This is a genomic window from Terribacillus halophilus, assembly GCF_900162685.1.
Lineage (GTDB): Bacteria > Bacillota > Bacilli > Bacillales > Amphibacillaceae > Terribacillus > Terribacillus halophilus_A.
On the sequence record NZ_LT727817.1, the window covers coordinates 1 to 18,854 of the forward strand.

Below are 18,854 nucleotides of genomic sequence, written 5' to 3' on the forward strand. Positions count from 1 at the left end.
TGTCGTTTAGTTCGTAATTGGTTGTTTTGTTCAGTTTTCAAAGATCAATTTTGTTCCGTCGCTTATTTGGCGACTAGAACATCTTATCATGTTTTAACTTTCGTTGTCAACATGTTTTTTTAATTCTTTTCTTACGTTTGCTGCTCCGTTCGAAGCAACTCTAATAATTTACCACGGATATAAAACCAATGCAATAGTTTTTTAAAATAAACATAATATTTCTGTAAAATCTTTTGCGAAATAGGTTTCTCATTTCCCCAGTATTCTATGCAAACGCCTATAATAAGTGAAAGAAGAAGAGCAAAATGCCCTTCTTCTTCTTATTATGAACGGTTACGCATTTGCGGGAATAGTAATACGTCACGGATAGATGGTGCATTTGTTAGCAACATAATCAAGCGGTCAATCCCGATACCTAATCCACCTGTTGGCGGCATACCGTATTCAAGAGATTCTAAGAAATCCTCATCCATCTCGTGTGCTTCATCATTACCTTGTTCTTTCTCTTTTAACTGCGCTTCAAATCGCTCACGCTGATCGATTGGATCATTTAATTCAGAGAATGCATTTCCATGCTCTCTTCCTACAATAAATACTTCGAAACGATCTGTGAAACGTTCATCTTCTGGATTTTTCTTCGCTAGCGGAGAAATCTCTACTGGATGTCCATAAATGAACGTAGGCTGAATCAGCTTCTCCTCTACACGCTGTTCGAAGAATTCATTTAGGATATGACCAAATGTCATTGTATCTTTGATTTCGATACCATGCTCTTTTGCTAGAGCTTTCGCTTCGTCGTCACTCATGTGCTTCCAGAAGTCCGCACCTGTATGTTCTTTTACTGCATCTGCCATGTGAAGTCGTTTCCACTCCGGCTCTAGGTTAATTTCATGCTCCCCATAAGGAATGACCGTCTTGCCAAGTACATCTTTCGCTACATGCGCAATCAGATTCTCTGTCAGTTCCATGATGGTATCCATATCACCATAAGCTTCATATAACTCAAGCATAGTAAATTCCGGGTTATGGCGCGTGGAGACACCTTCGTTACGGAATACACGTCCAATTTCATAGACTTTTTCTAATCCGCCGACAATCAAGCGTTTTAGATGCAACTCGATAGCTATACGCATGTATAGCGGAATATCCAGTGCATTGTGATGTGTAATGAACGGACGAGCTGCAGCTCCGCCTGGGATGCTGTGCATAAGTGGCGTTTCGACTTCTAAGTATCCAACATCATCTAAATAACGTCGGATACTTTGTATGATTTTACTGCGAGTGATGAATGTCTGTTTTGATTCTGGGTTTACAATCAAATCAAGGTAGCGCTGGCGGTAACGCTGTTCAATGTCTGTCAGACCATGGAATTTGTCCGGAAGCGGGCGAAGCGCTTTAGACAAAAGATCGAAAGACGTTGCCTTAACAGAAAGCTCTCCTACGTTTGTTTTGAACATAACACCAGTTACTCCTACGATATCACCTAGGTCTGCACTGCTGAATAACTCGTACGCTTCTTCTCCAACCTGATCTTTACGTACATAAAGCTGGATTTGTCCACTCAAGTCTTGCAAGTGAGCAAAGCCTGCTTTCCCTTTTCCTCGTTTCGTCATCAAACGGCCAGCAATTGTTACTTCTGCTTTTTTCACTTCTAATTCTTCCTTGCTGAAAGAATCGTAAGCTGTTACTAGTTCTTCGGATTGATGCGTACGCTCAAATCTGGCACCGAACGGATTATAGCCTTGGTTCATGAGCTGCTCCATCTTCTCACGACGCACCTGCATTTGATCGTTTAATTCTTCACTCATCCTGTTCACTCCCATTTCTATATTCACTCTCTAACATGATAAAAAAACTGCCAGCATGGGCTGGCAGTATCCTTCGTCCTCATAAAATGCGAGGCTTATCGCATTGCTACCTCGTATTAGTATAGAAAAGCAGCACTGCTGTGTCAACAAAGCACGCCCTATTACGACATTGCCATTGAAGCTTCTACTTGGTCAGCGTAATCATACAGCAAATCGAGCATACCTTCTTTTGTACTTGTTTCATTGATTAGCTTGCGCACTTTCCCATTACCATCTAAACCTTTCAGATACCAGGCAGCGTGCTTACGCATTTCCAGTACCGCAACCTTCTCACCTTTTAGACGAATTAAGCGCTCCATGTGCAAAAGACAAACATCAATTTTCTCTCTTGGTCTCGGTTCGTCCAATAACACCCCAGTTTCCAAGTAGTGCACCGTACGATAAATCATCCACGGATCTCCAAGTGCAGCACGGCCAATCATAACTGCATCTACGCCAGTCTCATCCAAACGCTGTTTTGCGATTTGCGGAGTTGTAATATCCCCGTTCCCGATAACTGGAATAGATACTGACTCTTTCACTTGGCGGATGATATCCCAGTTAGCCAATCCTTCATAATGCTGCTCACGTGTCCGGCCATGCAGTGCAACCGCCGCTGCTCCTGCCTCTTCCAGCGCTTGCGCATTTTCTACAGCATAGATGGTACTGTCATCCCAGCCTGTTCGCATTTTTACAGTGACTGGTTTATTGACTTCTTTCACAACAGCCGATACCATCTCATAAATTTTCTCTGGCTGCAGCAACCAACGTGATCCCGCCATGTTCTTCGTAATCTTTGGAGCTGGGCACCCCATATTAATATCAATAATATCAGCTGTTGTGTTTTGATCAACGAACTTAGCAGCCTCCACCAATGTTTCTGGATTTGAACCAAAGATTTGCAAGCTCATCGGCTTTTCTTGCTCATCTATATAAAGCATGTTCATCGTTTTCGCATTACGAGTCACGATGCCATTATCACTAATCATTTCTGCGCAAACGACTCCTGCGCCGAACTCTTTGACGGTTAATCGGAATGCAGAGTTACTGATACCAGCCATCGGCGCCAATATTACACGGTTTTTAATGGTGATATCACCTATATTAAACAACGTCACTACCTCCTGTATTCACTATCTATGCAAAGAACCCCAAACCCTTACACCTTGAACCTCTTCAGCAGTCATTGTATCCAACCATTCTTTCACTTTTCTCCCATTTAAGGAGAGCTGCGGAGCTATTTCAGCCAATGGCACTAAAACAAAGGCTCGTTCATGCATGCGTGGGTGAGGAAGAATAAGTTCCTCAATGTTCATATTCTCAGTACTATACAGCAAAATGTCAAGGTCTACCGTTCGAGGACCCCACCTGATAATCCGCTCTCGTCCCAGCTCTTGTTCAATTTGCTGACACGTATGCAGCAGTTCCTGAGGAGTCAAGCTCGTATCCACTTCTACCACAAGATTAAGAAACTGATCTTGTTCTTCATAGCCGACCGGCTCCGTCTCATAAACTGTCGATACTTGTTTAAGCACAATATCCCGGCTATCTGCCAGCTGTTGGACTGCCTGCTGCAAGTATACTTCTTTTGGCTGTATGTTCGATCCTAAAGCAATCCACGCCGGCTTCATATGCGCTCCCGCCTAATTTCAACTGCCACGGATTCATAATGTCCTGCAATTGGCGGATCTGGTTTAATTACTTTGATTGTGCATGCTTCCAGCAGAGAAAAAGCAGTGAATAGCTGCTTGGCAATCTCTTCTGCCACTGCTTCAATGAGATTTTTTGCTCGGCCTTCGACAACAGCTTTAATGATTTCGTATGCCTGACCATAATGTATCGACTGGGTCATATCATCTGATTCCCCGGCTTTACGAAGATCCAGCTCCAGCACAGTATCGACTGTGAACCGCTGCCCAAGCTTGTTTTCTTCCGGAAACAGACCGTGGTAACCGTAAAATTGCAATTGATTTAAATGTATTTTATCCATCGTTTACTCCTCCCGAACTAAAGCATCCATCATTTTTGCGACACGCGCTGTACGTTTCACTTCATGTACACGAACCATATGTACACCTTTTGTGATGCCATACGCTACTGTAGCAGCAGTTCCTTCATCTCGTTCGTCAGCAGGCAAACCAAGTATCGTGCCGATAAACCTTTTTCTCGAAGTGCCGAGCAACACTGGAAAGCCCATAGCAGATAGCTTGTCTAACTGGCGCATGGCAGTCATATTCTCCTCCAGGTTTTTCGCAAACCCTACACCCGGATCTAACCATATATGTTCTTTTTTCACTCCAGCGTTTAAAGCGATTTGAATACTTTCCTCTAAATCTGCCATCATATCCGAAAGCAAATCCGTATACTGTACTTCCTCCCGATTATGCATCAAGATGATTGGCACTTCGTAACGAGCTGCTACTTTGGCCATATCTGGGTCATATTTCGCTCCCCAAATATCATTGATAATTGTCGCCCCAGCTTGAATAGCAGCTTCTGCTGTTTGTGCTTTGTATGTATCAATAGAAATTGGTACATCTACCGCTTCTCTGATAGCTTTTATCGCTGGTACGATACGGGCAATTTCTTCTTCAACAGCTACAGGTTCAAAACCTGGGCGAGTTGACTCACCGCCAATATCCAATACGTGCGCCCCTTCATCGACAAGCTTTCGAGCCTGTTGAACCGCAGCTTCCACATCTGTATAGTTTCCTCCATCTGAAAAGGAATCAGGCGTCACATTGAGTATACCCATTACAAGCGTTTGCTTCGCAAGGTCATATTCTTTATTTCCTATCTTTCGTTTCACAGCACGTCAACCTCTCGTTCAATCTATCTTACTAGTGTACACGATTTTTCGCACAAAAAAACACCCCCGCCAACGTTAGCAGGGATGTTTATTCTATTAGTCTTCAAATTGGTAAAGCGGTGTTGAAAGATAGCGTTCGCCATTACTTGGTACGATTGCTAACACTTTTTTGCCAGGTCCTAGTTCTTTCGCTACCTTCTTCGCCGCAAAGATTGCCGCTCCCGTAGACACTCCACCAAGCAAACCTTCCTTAGCTGCTGTTTCTCTAGCCGTATCATATGCTTCATCATTCTCTACTTGAATGATTTCCGTATAAATGTTTGTATCCAGGATAGAAGGAACAAATCCCGCACCGATACCTTGTATCTTGTGAGGTCCCGGCTGACCGCCAGACAGAACTGGCGAACTCGTCGGCTCGACCGCAACAATTCGAATCTCCTCATTTAGCTCTTTTAATACTTTACCTACACCAGTGATTGTCCCACCTGTGCCAATACCAGCGACAAAGGCATCCAAATCACCGCCAAATTCAGATGCAATCTCTTTACCAGTAGTACGTGCATGAATAGCAGGATTAGCTTCGTTGTTAAACTGTTGCGGCATGAAATAATCATGTTCTTTTTGCAATTCTTCCGCTTTCTGAATGGCACCTTTCATCCCTTCAGCGCCAGGTGTAAGCACAAGCTGCGCTCCATAAGCCCGAAGCAGATTGCGTCTTTCCATACTCATTGTATCCGGCATAACCAGAATCGCTTTATAGCCTTTTATCGCCGCTACTAGAGCAAGTCCGATTCCAGTATTTCCACTTGTCGGTTCAATGATTGTATCGCCAGCATTGAGTTTGCCATTTTCTTCTGCATCCTCAATCATTGCAAGGGCAATCCGGTCTTTAACGGAGCCGCCTGGATTCTGGAATTCCAGTTTCACATAAATCTCGGCGCTATCTGCGTCCGCCGTGCGATTAAGTTTGACGATAGGTGTATTACCGATCAATTCAGAAATGGATGATGCAATTGCCATGATTATTCCCCCTAATTCCCACTATTTTGATTGGATTTACTTAACTGTAAGCAAAATATGCTAAAAAGTCAATTCAAATGGGCTTTTATCGAAGCAGTTCTCTGAGCTCTTCTTCAGAGAAAGTATATGTTTCGTTACAGAAGTGGCAGTTCGCCTTCGCGCCATGATCTTCGTCGATCATCGCTTGAATCTCATCATTCCCAAGGCTAGTAATCGCATTTTGAATACGTTCACGAGAACACTGACAAGTAAAGCTGACAGGCATTGATTCTAAGAGATGAAGGTTTTCCTCCCCAATTAATTTCTCTAGAATCTGTTCAGGTGTATTCCCTTCTCTAATCAACGTAGAGATTGGCGCGATGGAACTGATTCTCCCTTCTAACTGCGAGATAATCTCATCACTTGCTCCAGGGAGCACTTGCAGAATAAATCCGCCAGCAGCGAGAATAGTATGATCCGGATTTACTAAGACGCCAGCACCTACTGCGGAAGGTACCTGTTCTGAGTTAGCGAAGTAATAAGTGAAATCGTCTCCTATTTCACCTGACACAAGTGGCACTTGACCAGTAAACATATCTTTTAATCCAAGATCTTTTGCCACACTTAATGTTCCAACTGTACCGACCGCACGGGATACATCTAGTTTTCCAAGAGAGTTTAACTCAAAATCAACATGAGGATTGGTAATATAACCTCTTACTTCTCCTTTTGCATTACTGTCTACAATAATTGGTCCGACTGGCCCGTCTCCTTCCACCTTCACTGTCAGCTTGTCCTGACCTTTTAACATTGTTCCCATTATAGCACTGATCGTCAGTGTACGACCTAATGCCGCTGAAGCTGTTGCATACGTATCATGACGACGGCGTGCTTCTTCCACCAATTCTGTAGATTGAATAGCATAAGCACGAATATTACCGTTGAATCCTGTTGCTTTAATTAAATAATCACCCATGACAGCAAAGTCACTCCTTTTATATATCAACCTTTAACGGTTTTATGTCCTTAAGGTATTGTATATCTTAACACAATCCTGTGGGTAAATCCCTTGATATGTTTACTATACCCAAACAACGAAAAAGGCCTCCTATAAGGAGACCTTTTCTTTTACGATCTTGGACGATCGTCTGAACCATTATCTTCACGCGGTTCATCTTCTGGTATTCCTGATTGTTCCCGAGGAGCAGGAGTATCTTCATCGATGGCATTGTCATCGGCTGGCGTTACTTCCTTGTCTTCCTGCGGTTGGATGGTAACAGTTACGTCGTCATCCTCATCTTTCATCAGGCTTGTTTTTTTATTCGACTTGCTGCGCTCTTCTGCGAGCTCTTCTTCAGTTGGAAGACGCCCTTTATCGAATAGTGTCTGGATCTGGAGCGCATCCAATGTTTCGATATCAAGCAGTGTTTGCGCAATAAGTTCCAGCTTCGCTTTGTTCTCTGTGAGAATATCCTTCGCTCTTGCATAACACTGATTGATGAAGCTTTGTACTTCTTGATCAATTTCATAAGCGATGGCATCGCTGTATGTTTGTTCGTTCTGGATATCACGGCCGAGGAAGACATTTCCGCCGCTGCTTGTAAACTGAAGCGGTCCAATCTTATCACTCATACCGTACTCAGTAACCATCTTACGAGCAATGTTCGTTGCCCGCTGGAAGTCATTATGCGCTCCAGTACTTACTTCACCGAAGATAACTTCCTCCGCAACACGTCCGCCAAGCAATCCAGTAATCTTATCAAGTAATTCCGGCTTCGTCATGAAGTAACGGTCTTCTCTCGGCAGCATAACGGCATATCCGCCAGCCTGGCCACGAGGAACGATGGTAACTTTATGTACCATGTCTGCGTCATCGAGTACCATACCGATGACAGTATGTCCGCTCTCATGATAAGCAACGATATTACGTTCTTTCTTAGAAATAACACGGCTCTTCTTCGCCGGACCTGCAATGACACGGTCGATTGCTTCATCGACATCATCCATTACAATCTCCTTACGGTCATTACGAGCAGCTACTAATGCAGCTTCATTCAACAAGTTCTCCAAATCTGCTCCGGAGAAACCTGGTGTACGCATCGCAATCGTACGCAGATTAACCGACTCATCAAGTGGTTTATTGCGGGCATGTACTTTCAATACTGCTTCACGTCCGCCTAGATCTGGTCTGTCAACTGTGATCTGACGGTCAAAACGTCCTGGACGAAGCAAGGCTGGATCCAAGATATCAGCACGGTTTGTAGCCGCGATGATGATGATTCCTTCATTAGCACCGAAACCATCCATTTCAACAAGAAGCTGGTTCAAAGTCTGTTCACGTTCATCGTGACCGCCGCCTAATCCAGCGCCACGCTGACGTCCTACTGCATCAATCTCATCAATGAAAATGATACATGGTGCATTTTTCTTCGCATTTTCAAACAAGTCACGTACACGGGATGCACCGACACCCACAAACATCTCTACGAAGTCCGAACCACTTATAGAGAAGAATGGAACGCCAGCTTCCCCTGCTACTGCACGGGCTAGCAACGTCTTACCTGTACCCGGAGGTCCTACAAGAAGAACACCCTTCGGAATACGTGCACCAACTGCGGAGAATTTACGCGGATCCTTGAGGAAGTCTACTACTTCAACAAGCTCCTGTTTCTCTTCATCAGCACCCGCTACATCACGGAATTTCACTTTCTTCTTCTCTTCGCTGTACATTTTAGCTTTGCTCTTACCAAAGTTCATTACTCGGCTGCCGCCGCCTTGTGCTTGGCTCATGAAGAATAGGAATACCAAGATGATTAGCAATACAGGGAATAGTGTAGACAGCAGCGTCTGCCAGAAGCTTGGCTGCGGCTCTTCATCCGCATTAAGTTTAACATTCTGTTCATCTGCTGCAGCCAGAATTTCGTCCATCAGCTGTTCATTCTGAGGAACCTCTGTCTGGAACTGCGTATTATCTTCCGTCTCACCTGTAATCGTATAGATATTATTAGTAGGCTGGACGGTCATACTTTTTATGTCACCACTCTCAAGCGTGGTTCTGAACTGATTAACATCGTACTGTTCGGTTTCATTTGACTGGTTCTGGAATAAGTTGATCACACCGATAATGACTACAAATATAATTATAACCATTAGGATATTACGAAACACTTTGCTCATTGCCTACCTCCTCCCAAACGAGAAAACTATAGTAAATACTACCATACGCAAAACATGCTGCACAACTAAATACCCTTTACCTTATGTAAAAGGCAGATAATCCATACCGTAACTGTTTATTCAGCACGGACACCGCCATATACTTCTGGTTTCAGAACACCGATATATGGCAAGTTACGATATTTCTCTTGATAATCCAATCCGTAACCTACAACAAATTCATTCGGTACATGGAATCCAACCAAATCCGCTTGAATTTTTGCTGTACGGCCTGAAGGTTTATCAAGCAATGTTACGATCTTGATCGATTTTGCTTTTCGGTATTTGAACAGATCTACCAAATAGCTTAATGTAAGCCCGCTATCAATGATATCCTCAATAATCAGAAGGTCTCTGCCTTCTACTTTTGTGTCCAAATCCTTGACGATTTTCACTTCACCAGAAGATGTCATGCCGCCTCCATAGCTGGATACGTCCATAAAGTCCATTTCCAAATGCGTATCCATGTGACGGATTACGTCAGACATGAATGGGAGGGCGCCTTTTAATACGCCGATTGCCAACGGGAAGGAATCCTTGTACTCCTCTGTAAGCTGCTTTCCGATTTCCGCACATTTCGCGTCAATCTCTTCCTTAGATATCAGTACTTTCTCAATCTCATCATGCATTGCCTGGTCCTCCTGTTTGTTCCCCATTTTTCGCTTGGTAACACAGACACAAATAATTGCCTGTCTTCCCTGTTGATCTGCCTGTTTCCCCTTTTCTCAAACCGATAAGCCACAAAATAGCGCCAGTCGCATCCTCCACAATCGGCCAATCCTGCCTTTTGAGAGCAGGAATTTTTCCATCAATGAAAATATCTTTTACTTTTTTGGTCCCTCTCATTCCACGCAGCTTCATTTTATCGCCATTTTTCCTTGTCCGTACTCTTAAAGGCAACGTAATGTCTTCTAACGGAATTACAAAGATATAGGGATTTTCTTCTGTTTGGTGAGGGGTAAAAGCAGCCGTTATTAATGATCCATCAGGTAACGTGACGCATCCGGGAGCGTGTAATGTATAGTGGAATAAATCTTTCGCCTCATCTCGAAAAGAAATCGACAAGCGGCCGTAAGACTTTGTCAGTTGTAATCCTGCCGGAAAATCCAAAGAAATATTTGCTTTAGAGCTAGCTATCAGTTCAAAAAACTGCGCTTCGTGCCGATGATGTAAGTCCACCGGAAGCGCTTGATACAGATAATTTAATATTAGATGAAACACTCTTCTTTGTAAAGCAATCGGGTATGTACAAAAACGAGCAATTTCAAAGGCTGCCGCCTGTTTCTCCGCGGTGTACGTCACTGCTTCCTTGAACATCTTCTGTGCCTGTTCAAGAAGATATGCTTCGTCCGCTTTAAGCGCTTCACTAAAGCGTTGGGCTTGTTGGTGGAAGCTTGGATATTCTTCTTTAATTGGTTGAAGAACGCGGTGACGGAAATAGTTCCGCGTATAATCAACACTTGCATTGGACGGATCAATTCGAAAAGGAACCGCGTGACGTTCACAATATTGTTGAATTTGTTCTTTGCTGCAAGCTAGCATTGGGCGAATTAGTTCGCCGCCGGCAAAGTCTCGTCTGACAGCCATCCCGCTGACAGCAGCAGGATTTGATCCCCGTGCCATGCGCATAATAATTGTTTCTGCTTGGTCATCTCCATGATGGGCCAGAAACAAGCTATCTGCCTGGTAGTGTCTCATTTGCTCCTCAAAAAAACGATAGCGTACTTCCCTTGCTGCAACTTGCGTGCTCTGTTGGTGTGCTATCTTCCAAGCCGAAACGTCCAGTGTGACAATTTCAGATATAACTCCCCATTGCTCGCATGCTCCCTTTACGAATTCAGCATCAGATCTGGATTCCATCCCCCTCAGTCCGTGATCGACACTTAAAGCTATTATCTTCCATCCTCTGCGTTCCTTTCGTTCCTTCAAGAAATGAAGCAGCGCCATTGAGTCAGGTCCTCCAGAAACACCTACCAAGATTGTCGTATTCTCTTTCCACAATCCATGCTTATCCATAAATGCCGTCATCGTTTGTTCCATTACTGTCATCCTTATGTAGTTGCTGCTATTATCGTACCATTTATACGGATATACCTAAAGTTTATTGCAGCAAGTAAAGCACATAACAAACGAAACCATAACTACTTAATAACAAACACTCACCAATTCCCGCTTTCCGCTTAGACCGTCTTGCAGGCGGCACCTGTTTTGCTACAGCTGCAGGGACCTTTTGCTTCATAAGTAATTTCATCATGTCTTGTTTCATTGCGACGCTGGTTGGGTATTTCCCTGTCAAGGCTTTTTCAAGAATTGGGCGCAGATGACCGGCACGGGTTAAGGCCTTCTTCAGCGTCACTTTTGGTGCTTCCCCTTTTTTGAATCTGTTCCCATGTATAACTTCTAATGCCGTCATCGCAAGCGCAAATAAGTCATATGTTGGTTCTGCTTTTCTGCTGCCCATTCCCCAATGGCCGCGATCGTAGAATTCAGTATATTCCTTAATCGCACGTCCTATTTGGGTAGTGCCTCCTACATCGACCCAGCGAAGCCGAATTGGATTATCACTCACAACCAGGTTATCCAATTTCAAATCTCCAAATACCCAGCCTGCTTGGTGAAGATAATCGAGATCCTCAAGCAGTCCAAGCAGCAGTACTGGAAGCCATTCAGGTCCTTTCTTCTTAACATAGTCATCCAACCGGCTGCCTTGAATATATTCCATAACATAAAAAGTATATAGTTTTCCGCTGGGACTGCTATAATCATCTGTCTCAAGCAAACAAGGTCCGAGGAAATGACCCTGGACCTTTTTCAGTGACTGCAACACATTCACTTCCATTGTTATTGAGGTACGCTTATCACTGATTTTCAAGGCAGCTTGAGCACCATTTCTCTCTGTCAGGTAGACAGAACCAATCGCACCGCTTCCGAGTTTGCGGAGAAGCGGATAAGTTCCGCCATGCCATTTCCCTGTCAAGCGCATGCCAGATCGCAAATCAGTTGCCGAACTCTTCATATTCGGAGATTCTGTCATTTGCTTTGCTCCTTTGCAGCGATTGACGGCTGAATTCATGTAATGCTTCGCGAAGCGCTGGACCAGTCGGTGTCACACCGCCCGTTGCAAGCTTAGGAAACACAGAAGATACATTCTCAAGCCGTTCGGTCCAATCCATTATTTTTACGGCTGCATCCCTTTTCCCTGGAAAGCCGAAGATAACAAATTTATTTTGTCCTTGCCGCGCATTCATACTAATGGAAAGGTCAATTAATGCTTCTTTCACAACTGGAAGTTTATGATGCATGCTGGCACTTGTGTCGACAAGAATTAGAACTTCCAGATTCGCCGTCTCACTAATCTCCTCGACAACCTCCAGTACATCGCCGCGTTTTTCTGGAGGCAAATCATCTAATGTATTACCCTTGCCAAGAATTTGCTTTAGTTCTTGATTAACAACTCCTTCTATTGTTTGTGTCATCGCCTGCTTTGTGACCATCTGAACGGTTTCTGTCAAAGCTTGTTTGTAAATAAGCTGACTCACACCGCCCCCAGCTTTAGCTATGTTCTCTACTTCAGCTAAACTGAGCGACTGCTCTGTCTGTCCCTCTTCTAAAATTCCAATCACATTAACGGTTATATGCTGGGCATAAGCTAAGGCTGCGACAGCTGAAGGGTCTTCCCCGCGGTTGGAGCATCCATCTGTAAGTAACAGGATTTGTTTGAGTGTGCTTGGTTTCATCGTTATCCCTCTTCTCCATTCGTTATCTCCATCATCGACTGGAAAAGAAGAAAATATACGTTTCTATGCCTCTCTCACATCGTTTTTATAAGTAGAGATGGAGGCCCATTCCGGCATATTTCGATCAATAGCCGCTACCATCACCGTCATGTCATCCTCAATCTCCCCTGCTCGATTGCGAACAACCTCCTCCAGCAGCAAATCAGCCATTTCCTGCGGTACAGTTGTGCTCATCTCTCTAATTTTGCGTTTCAGCCAAATATCTATATTTTCTATATGCCGCGGTGACTCGAAGATGCCATCACTCATCATGACGAGCAAATCTCCCGGCTGTAGCTGCTCCTGTACGACATCTACTTCAAGATCTTGCACGATACCGATAGGTAGATTGCCGGACTCTATTTTAATGACCTGATCACCGCGCTTGATGAAGCTAGGTGTCGATCCGATTTTTAGGAATTGGACAGCTGCATCATGTAAATCAATTACTGCAAGGTCCAATGTTGCGAATATCTCTTCACTCGATCTTAAGGAGAGGATAGAATTAATGGATTTAATTGCTACTTCCTCTCGGATCCCCGACTGCAGTATTTGCTGCAGCAAACGCAGTGTTTCTGTACTCTCTTCATGTGCTCGATCTCCATTGCCCATTCCATCACTGATTGCAACTGCGTACTTGCCCGCCCCTAGTTCGATCGTAGAATAACTGTCTCCCGATACGAACCCCCCACCTTTTGCCGCATGCGCAACGCCTGTATCGACAACAAATTTCTTGATGGAAGAAAAGGCCAAGAAACAAGACTTGTCCGGAAACTCTGCTATCTCTTCCTTCGTCACAACGACAGTCTCCCCTAGAATGTCGGATAAGATTGGACCAATAAGTTTCTGTCCTTCCCCATGATAACCAGCTATAGATATGTGCATCTCTACGTCAATGCTTCCCTTCGTAAGAGAGAATACATCGAGTTTCTCCACAACTAAACCAGCCGCCTTCAGTGCAGCCATTATCTCTACTTCTTGTTGTTCATGGTTTTCTTTTTCTTTTACAATCTCTTTAGCGAAATCCTCCATAACTTCGGATACGCCGGTTAATTGATCGGCGACAAATCGGCGGCTTTCCTCTACTTGCCGGCGCAGCATTTGATTTGCTTGGTAGAAACTCAGCTCATGCTTCATCGTTTCAACCACTTTCTTCGATTTAACACAGTGCGATTCCAGGTTTCTCTCCAGCAGCTTATTCGGCGACCCGCCGCCCTCCATATCTTCCTTCAAACTTTCCATCAGCTGATAGGTTCGGTCAAATTGCTGCGCCCCCCAGCAGCGATCTTTTTTAAAGCATAGCTGACATGTTTGCTCCGTTACATTGCCCAGCAGAAAATCAGTCTCCCGGTCACGCATTTCTTCTGCTGCACGATTAGGAGTCGTAAAGCTTTTCGCTAAAGCATGAAACACATTTGAAAATTGCTGTACACGACTGGCCGTCACATCCCGGACCTTTTGCAAGTATTGCTCCTGCTCTTGATTATGTTCGGCAGTTCCTGGCACAAAACGAGACATACGCCGGATCCAGCTGTCCGGTGTCAATACCAGAAGCAGAATACTAATGGCTGATGCAAGCAAAGATGGATACACTTCCTGCAATCCTTGCTCTTGCCCGTACAGACCAATCAGCAAAGTTCCAATTACAAGACCAATACTTACGCCGAATTTCTTTCCGTCTTTTAATAACCCGCCAAGCAGACCAGCAAATGCCAACAGGCTCATCTGATAAAGACTGGCAACATTGGCTAAACTCAAAATCAGCCCTGCAACTACACCTACCGTCGAACCCATTGCTGCTCCCCCAATTAAAGCAAGCAGCAAGACAAAGTACCGGGAGAAGATTTGCTCAATGCCAGCTCCTTGTATCTGCCAACCGATCGTACCAGTGAGCACCGAAGCGAGTAAGATGATTAAGCAAACAATTTCTTCATTCTTTAATGCTGGATAATATCTTTTAACGGATAATAACGGAAGACTTTGCATAAAGATGATAAAGAGCACAGAACCTAGAATCCCTTCGACGCCGATCATCATCCAATCGAAGCTGGATAAGGTATGTTCATAAGCAAGCGTCAGCATCCTAGGTAAGGCACTGGCCAAAAAGACGAGCACCGCTAAGACTCGAACTTGGTGCGGTATCTTTTTGCATATTGCTGCTAAGAAGTAGAGAACGAATGCAGCACCCGCTACATAGAGACCATGTGTCCATTGGTAGCTGCAAGCCCCCGCAATGGTTGCCAACGTAATCGGCAGCATCTTTTTTCGCCTTGTCAGCCATATGGATGCTAGAAATGCTGCTGCAAACGGCGAGACAGTTGTCAAAACGACAGCTCGTCCTAACAAGAATCCAACAAGCGCCAAAAGCCATGCCTTCTCAATTAATAGAAGCTTCGCGAGTTCAATCCCCTTCTTCTTCCAATTATCCAGCCGCTTCTGTTCTACTCCATAGATGCCCCATTTTTTTCTCGATACTGTCTCCATTACATTGAACACTCCTATCCTCAATTTGCCGAGGCTCTGTGTACATACTATGGTAATCCCCGGGACAAACTCTTTTTGATTAATGTCATTTAACCACACCTCTCTTTCACAATTTGTCAAAAGAACCAATGCAAACCGAAAAACATTTCGACTTATTCCCGTGCCTTTTCACGAGCTTCAACACCTCTAAGACAACAACAGCTCTTTTACGTCAATTTCTGTTGTCGTAACGAGTTCAGCTATTGGGTCTCTTGTCAGAAAACATTTACTTTTTTAAGGAAGCGTTTACCGCAAAACTTCTTTATTGCATTTTAATAAAAAGGGAGTAGAATAGTTCATACTGAAACAGTTCGCATGCGAACTATTTTTTTGTTGAGGGGATGACAACTTTGACTGATGAGGAAAAGATCAGCCAAGTTATTCAATCGTTTCGCTGCTTGAATCAAGCTTTTCATAAGCAGTTTTGGCATAATGCTGACCAATTGGGTGTGACTGTCGTACAGCTCCACATTCTAAAAGTATTGGCGGACGAGCCTGGAACTGGCTTGAATGAACTTGCGCACAAAGTGAATGCAAGCAAGAGTACAGTAAGTGAAACGGTTGAAAGGCTTGTACAAGCTGACCTGGTAAAACGAGAGCGTTCAACACACGACCGGCGCGCTATCGTTCTGTCGCTGACTCCAAAGGGGCTGGAGCAGAAGAAGACAGCATACCGAGCCTACTTGCAAAGATTGGGGAACATTTCAAACTTCAGCACGGAGGAAATAGAGACATTAATGTCGCTTCACCGCCGTTTGCTTAACAAGATAACAACTCAAGGAGATGAAACAACATGAAAGATCGTTCTGCCTATGTAGATCCGAAAACGATTAACAAAGGTCCGATCATAGCCATCATGGTTTTAGGTGCTTTTGTAGCTATCCTAAACCAAACATTGATGAATATCGCACTGCCCGTTATGATGAAGGATCTAGAAATCGAAGAAAATACAGCCCAGTGGCTGACAACAGCATTTATGCTAGTTAACGGTATCTTAATTCCTATTACTGCTTTCTTTATGGAAAGATTCTCAACACGTAAATTATTTATCACAGCAATGAGCTTGTTTGCACTTGGAACTCTCATTTGCGGAGTTGGACCTGATTTCACAACCATCTTAATTGGTCGTATCATACAGGCTGCCGGCGCTGGTATTATGATGCCATTGCTATTCAATACAGTATTAAGTCTCTTCCCAATTGAAAAACGAGGAAGTGCAATGGGACTAATCGGTCTTGCGATGATGTTTGCGCCAGCAGTAGGGCCTACACTATCCGGGTTAATCGTTCAAAGTGCATCTTGGAGATGGTTATTCTTTATCATCCTGCCAATTGCTCTTATTGATGTAATTTTAGCTATTTTCGTATTGCGTAATGTAACGAAGACACAAAAGTCATCTGTTGATATTCTATCTGTCCTTCTTTCTACTATTGGATTTGGCGGACTATTATACGGCTTTAGTGTTGCTGGTGATAAAGGCTGGGATTCGACAGAAGTTATTACAACATTAGCTGTAGGCGCAGTTGCCTTAGTCATCTTCATTACACGCCAGTTGATGATGAAAAAGCCGATGCTGGAATTCCGTGTATTTAAATACTGGATGTTCTCTCTATCAACAGCAATCAATGTCGTTGTTACAATGGCAATGTTTGCGGCGATGCTATTAATTCCTATTTTCACGCAGAATATGCTTGGCTACACACCTCTTGAATCAGGCTTACTGCTATTGCCCGGTGCATTAGTATCTGCAATTATGTCGCCTATTACTGGTAAGTTATTTGATAAGATTGGCGCTCGTCCACTTGCTTTAATTGGACTTTTGATCACGACTATTACAACTTACTTCCTAAGCACATTAACAATCGATACGACGTATACGTATATGATGACTGTTTATACATTCCGCATGATCGGTGTATCGATGGTTATGATGCCAATCATGACAGCAGGTTTGAACCAGCTGCCAAAACGTTATTATGCACACGGTACAGCAATGGCAAACACATTGCGTCAGATGGCTGGTGCAATCGGTACAGCATTACTTGTTACTGTATTCTCTAACCAAACAAAAGAGCATGTTACAGATATGGTGACATCTGGTACACCACAGCAGCAAGCTACTTTGCTTGGTTCAATCGAAGGTATCAATGATGCATTCTGGATTGCCACATTAATTGCTGGTGTTGGCTTCCTGCTTTCATTCTTCTTGAAAAAAGTTCGTCCTGCAGATGAGATTGAAGAAGAACAGACTAATGCTACTACAACACCTATCGGCAAACCTTCCGAAACACATTAAACGAAAAAACCTGCATCCTTGATTGGATGCAGGTTTTTTCTATATATTCGTCAGATGGTCGGCAAGATTGTAATTATGCATTTTCCATTTATCATCAATAAACTGAATGTTGCTTAAGCACGCATTCACAAGGCGTGTATTTTCGATGTCGTATTCCCCATCAGATATGGTAGCTAGAATGGCAGAGATTACTGCTCCATGTGCAACTAGCAGCACTTTCTTCTCTCCATACTTCACATTTACTTCCTGCAAGGCTTGCATTACTCGTTCCACCAGGGCATCCCATGTTTCCATACCCGGAAAGTCCCAGCTAGGATACTTGGCCTCACGCTCTTCTCTTGTAAGCCCTTCTGCTTCGCCAAACCCTCGTTCGACAAACCCTTTCATCTCGACGAGCGGAAGCTGTAAAGACTCATTAATGATATCTGCTGTTTTCCTTGCACGTTTCATCGGACTAGCGATGATTAGATCATAATCACTGCCTGCCAGGTAATCACGAGTTGCCTGTGCCTGCTTTATTCCTGTTTCATTCAATGGTATGTCGGTGCTTCCTTGTACTTTGCCAAGCTTATTCCAATCCGTTTCTCCATGTCTTACAAGGCAAATCACATTGATCCCCTCCCAATAAACTATATTCCTACTATACCGTATTCTTAACAGCAAACGAATAATAATTTTATTATTGACATATAGTATAGGCTGGTGTATTATATTACTTGTGTCTGAAACAAATATTGTTATGGCGGTGTAGCTCAGCTGGCTAGAGCGTACGGTTCATACCCGTGAGGTCGGGGGTTCGATCCCCTCCGCCGCTATCCCTAAAACAAGGAATGCATAATGCATTCCTTGTTTTTTTATATAAAAATGTATACAAAGAAAAAACCGAATGCTCGCAAGCATCCGGTCAATCGTTTTATATCTTAAGATTTGCATTTTTATCAAATCCCAATATAGACAGCAAGTTTAACCTTTTTTAGCGCCTCTGCCACCGCGTTTTGCTTCTGTGTGTTTCTTAAGGGACGCCAAACGGTCCTCTGAATCCTTCAAGAAGCGATTCATTTTTGCTTCGAAAGTTTCCGTACGTTCACGGCCACCACCATGATTGGACCCTCTATTATTGTTGTTACGGCGTGCTGGAGGCGGATTATCTTTTGCTTTCTTAATAGAAAGCCCAATCTTTCCGTCCTTTTCATTAATAACTTTGACTGTGATCATGTCACCAACAGACAAATGTTCATTAATGTCTTTCACATAATTATCGGCAACCTCACTAATATGCACAAGACCTGTAGATCCGCCTGGCAGTTCTACGAATGCACCGAAATTAGTAATACCTGTTACCTTACCCTGATACTTGCTGCCTACTTCAATTGACATAAAAAAAATGC

Annotated in this window: 17 protein-coding genes and 1 tRNA gene; 3 read left to right on the top strand and 15 right to left on the bottom strand. The window is 43.7% G+C overall.

Annotated features, from left to right (window positions below; all coding sequences use genetic code 11):
- Positions 1-323: 323 nt before the first annotated feature.
- The 13 genes from lysS to spoIIE all read right to left on the bottom strand — a co-directional run bounded on the left by lysS (position 324) and on the right by spoIIE (position 15,131).
- Entirely contained in the window at positions 324-1,808 is a 1,485-nt protein-coding gene (gene lysS, locus B1K52_RS00015) for a lysine--tRNA ligase (protein ID WP_077303759.1), read from the bottom strand.
- A gap of 161 nt (positions 1,809-1,969) precedes the next feature.
- Positions 1,970-2,959 (bottom strand): tRNA dihydrouridine synthase DusB, encoded by a 990-nt coding sequence (gene dusB / locus B1K52_RS00020; protein WP_077303763.1) that lies wholly within the window; start codon positions 2,957-2,959, stop codon positions 1,970-1,972.
- Positions 2,960-2,980: 21 nt separating this feature from the next.
- A complete protein-coding gene (gene folK, locus B1K52_RS00025; protein WP_077303766.1) occupies positions 2,981-3,478 on the bottom strand; it encodes a 2-amino-4-hydroxy-6-hydroxymethyldihydropteridine diphosphokinase in 498 nt (165 codons plus the stop codon).
- Complete coding sequence (folB, locus tag B1K52_RS00030) at positions 3,475-3,837, bottom strand: dihydroneopterin aldolase (protein WP_077303769.1); 363 nt, start codon at positions 3,835-3,837, stop codon at positions 3,475-3,477. Before folB ends, folK begins: the two co-directional genes overlap by 4 nt.
- Before the next feature lie 3 nt (positions 3,838-3,840).
- Positions 3,841-4,602 (bottom strand): dihydropteroate synthase, encoded by a 762-nt coding sequence (gene folP, locus B1K52_RS00035; protein WP_077303927.1) that lies wholly within the window; start codon positions 4,600-4,602, stop codon positions 3,841-3,843.
- 150 nt (positions 4,603-4,752) lie between these two features.
- Entirely contained in the window at positions 4,753-5,676 is a 924-nt protein-coding gene (cysK, locus tag B1K52_RS00040) for a cysteine synthase A (RefSeq protein WP_373022050.1), read from the bottom strand.
- Between the two features lie 85 nt (positions 5,677-5,761).
- The gene (gene hslO, locus B1K52_RS00045; RefSeq protein WP_077303775.1) at positions 5,762-6,631 is read right to left on the bottom strand and encodes an Hsp33 family molecular chaperone HslO; all 870 of its coding nucleotides are present in this window, start codon (positions 6,629-6,631) and stop codon (positions 5,762-5,764) included.
- Positions 6,632-6,783: 152 nt separating this feature from the next.
- A complete protein-coding gene (ftsH, locus tag B1K52_RS00050) occupies positions 6,784-8,832 on the bottom strand; it encodes an ATP-dependent zinc metalloprotease FtsH (protein ID WP_077303778.1) in 2,049 nt (682 codons plus the stop codon).
- 116 nt (positions 8,833-8,948) lie between these two features.
- The gene (gene hpt / locus B1K52_RS00055) at positions 8,949-9,500 is read right to left on the bottom strand and encodes a hypoxanthine phosphoribosyltransferase (protein ID WP_077303781.1); all 552 of its coding nucleotides are present in this window, start codon (positions 9,498-9,500) and stop codon (positions 8,949-8,951) included.
- The gene (gene tilS / locus B1K52_RS00060; protein WP_179106405.1) at positions 9,493-10,911 is read right to left on the bottom strand and encodes a tRNA lysidine(34) synthetase TilS; all 1,419 of its coding nucleotides are present in this window, start codon (positions 10,909-10,911) and stop codon (positions 9,493-9,495) included. Before tilS ends, hpt begins: the two co-directional genes overlap by 8 nt.
- Positions 10,912-10,972: 61 nt before the next feature.
- Positions 10,973-11,905, bottom strand: coding sequence for a protein kinase domain-containing protein (locus B1K52_RS00065; RefSeq protein ID WP_077303787.1), 933 nt, complete (start codon positions 11,903-11,905; stop codon positions 10,973-10,975).
- Positions 11,868-12,608, bottom strand: a complete 741-nt coding sequence (locus B1K52_RS00070; protein ID WP_077303790.1) for a VWA domain-containing protein — start codon at positions 12,606-12,608, stop codon at positions 11,868-11,870. The genes B1K52_RS00065 and B1K52_RS00070 overlap by 38 nt, the downstream gene beginning before the upstream one ends.
- Positions 12,609-12,671: 63 nt before the next feature.
- A complete protein-coding gene (gene spoIIE / locus B1K52_RS00075) occupies positions 12,672-15,131 on the bottom strand; it encodes a stage II sporulation protein E (RefSeq protein ID WP_077303793.1) in 2,460 nt (819 codons plus the stop codon).
- A gap of 389 nt (positions 15,132-15,520) precedes the next feature.
- On the opposite strand from spoIIE, the gene B1K52_RS00080 reads away from it, so the two are divergent.
- Together B1K52_RS00080 and B1K52_RS00085 are read left to right on the top strand one after the other, a co-directional pair.
- The gene (locus tag B1K52_RS00080) at positions 15,521-15,967 is read left to right on the top strand and encodes a MarR family winged helix-turn-helix transcriptional regulator (RefSeq protein ID WP_179106406.1); all 447 of its coding nucleotides are present in this window, start codon (positions 15,521-15,523) and stop codon (positions 15,965-15,967) included.
- On the top strand, positions 15,964-17,466 hold the full coding sequence (locus B1K52_RS00085; RefSeq protein WP_077303799.1) for a DHA2 family efflux MFS transporter permease subunit: 1,503 nt from the start codon (positions 15,964-15,966) through the stop codon (positions 17,464-17,466). Before B1K52_RS00080 ends, B1K52_RS00085 begins: the two co-directional genes overlap by 4 nt.
- Positions 17,467-17,505: 39 nt before the next feature.
- Here the strand turns inward: B1K52_RS00085 and B1K52_RS00090 are convergent, their stop codons facing one another.
- Complete coding sequence (locus B1K52_RS00090; protein ID WP_077303930.1) at positions 17,506-18,081, bottom strand: histidine phosphatase family protein; 576 nt, start codon at positions 18,079-18,081, stop codon at positions 17,506-17,508.
- A 126-nt stretch (positions 18,082-18,207) separates the two neighbouring features.
- Here B1K52_RS00090 and B1K52_RS00095 point away from each other — a divergent pair.
- Positions 18,208-18,281: transfer RNA gene (locus B1K52_RS00095), tRNA-Met, on the top strand.
- A gap of 148 nt (positions 18,282-18,429) precedes the next feature.
- Here the strand turns inward: B1K52_RS00095 and B1K52_RS00100 are convergent.
- A complete protein-coding gene (locus tag B1K52_RS00100) occupies positions 18,430-18,843 on the bottom strand; it encodes a S1 domain-containing RNA-binding protein (protein WP_077303802.1) in 414 nt (137 codons plus the stop codon).
- Positions 18,844-18,854: the final 11 nt, after the last annotated feature.

Excerpts from the sequence above, each read along its gene's own strand:
- folK (WP_077303766.1), bottom strand. The coding sequence starts at position 3,478 with ATGAAGCCGGCGTGGATTGCTTTAGGATCGAACATACAGCCAAAAGAA.
- folB (WP_077303769.1), bottom strand. The coding sequence starts at position 3,837 with ATGGATAAAATACATTTAAATCAATTGCAATTTTACGGTTACCACGGT.
- B1K52_RS00085 (WP_077303799.1), top strand. The coding sequence starts at position 15,964 with ATGAAAGATCGTTCTGCCTATGTAGATCCGAAAACGATTAACAAAGGT.
- folP (WP_077303927.1), bottom strand. The coding sequence starts at position 4,602 with ATGGGTATACTCAATGTGACGCCTGATTCCTTTTCAGATGGAGGAAAC.
- spoIIE (WP_077303793.1), bottom strand. The coding sequence starts at position 15,131 with ATGGAGACAGTATCGAGAAAAAAATGGGGCATCTATGGAGTAGAACAG.
- ftsH (WP_077303778.1), bottom strand. The coding sequence starts at position 8,832 with ATGAGCAAAGTGTTTCGTAATATCCTAATGGTTATAATTATATTTGTA.
- lysS (WP_077303759.1), bottom strand. The coding sequence starts at position 1,808 with ATGAGTGAAGAATTAAACGATCAAATGCAGGTGCGTCGTGAGAAGATG.
- B1K52_RS00100 (WP_077303802.1), bottom strand. The coding sequence starts at position 18,843 with ATGTCAATTGAAGTAGGCAGCAAGTATCAGGGTAAGGTAACAGGTATT.
- tilS (WP_179106405.1), bottom strand. The coding sequence starts at position 10,911 with ATGGAACAAACGATGACGGCATTTATGGATAAGCATGGATTGTGGAAA.
- cysK (WP_373022050.1), bottom strand. The coding sequence starts at position 5,676 with ATGGCAATTGCATCATCCATTTCTGAATTGATCGGTAATACACCTATC.
- hslO (WP_077303775.1), bottom strand. The coding sequence starts at position 6,631 with ATGGGTGATTATTTAATTAAAGCAACAGGATTCAACGGTAATATTCGT.
- B1K52_RS00065 (WP_077303787.1), bottom strand. The coding sequence starts at position 11,905 with ATGACAGAATCTCCGAATATGAAGAGTTCGGCAACTGATTTGCGATCT.
- hpt (WP_077303781.1), bottom strand. The coding sequence starts at position 9,500 with ATGCATGATGAGATTGAGAAAGTACTGATATCTAAGGAAGAGATTGAC.
- B1K52_RS00070 (WP_077303790.1), bottom strand. The coding sequence starts at position 12,608 with ATGAAACCAAGCACACTCAAACAAATCCTGTTACTTACAGATGGATGC.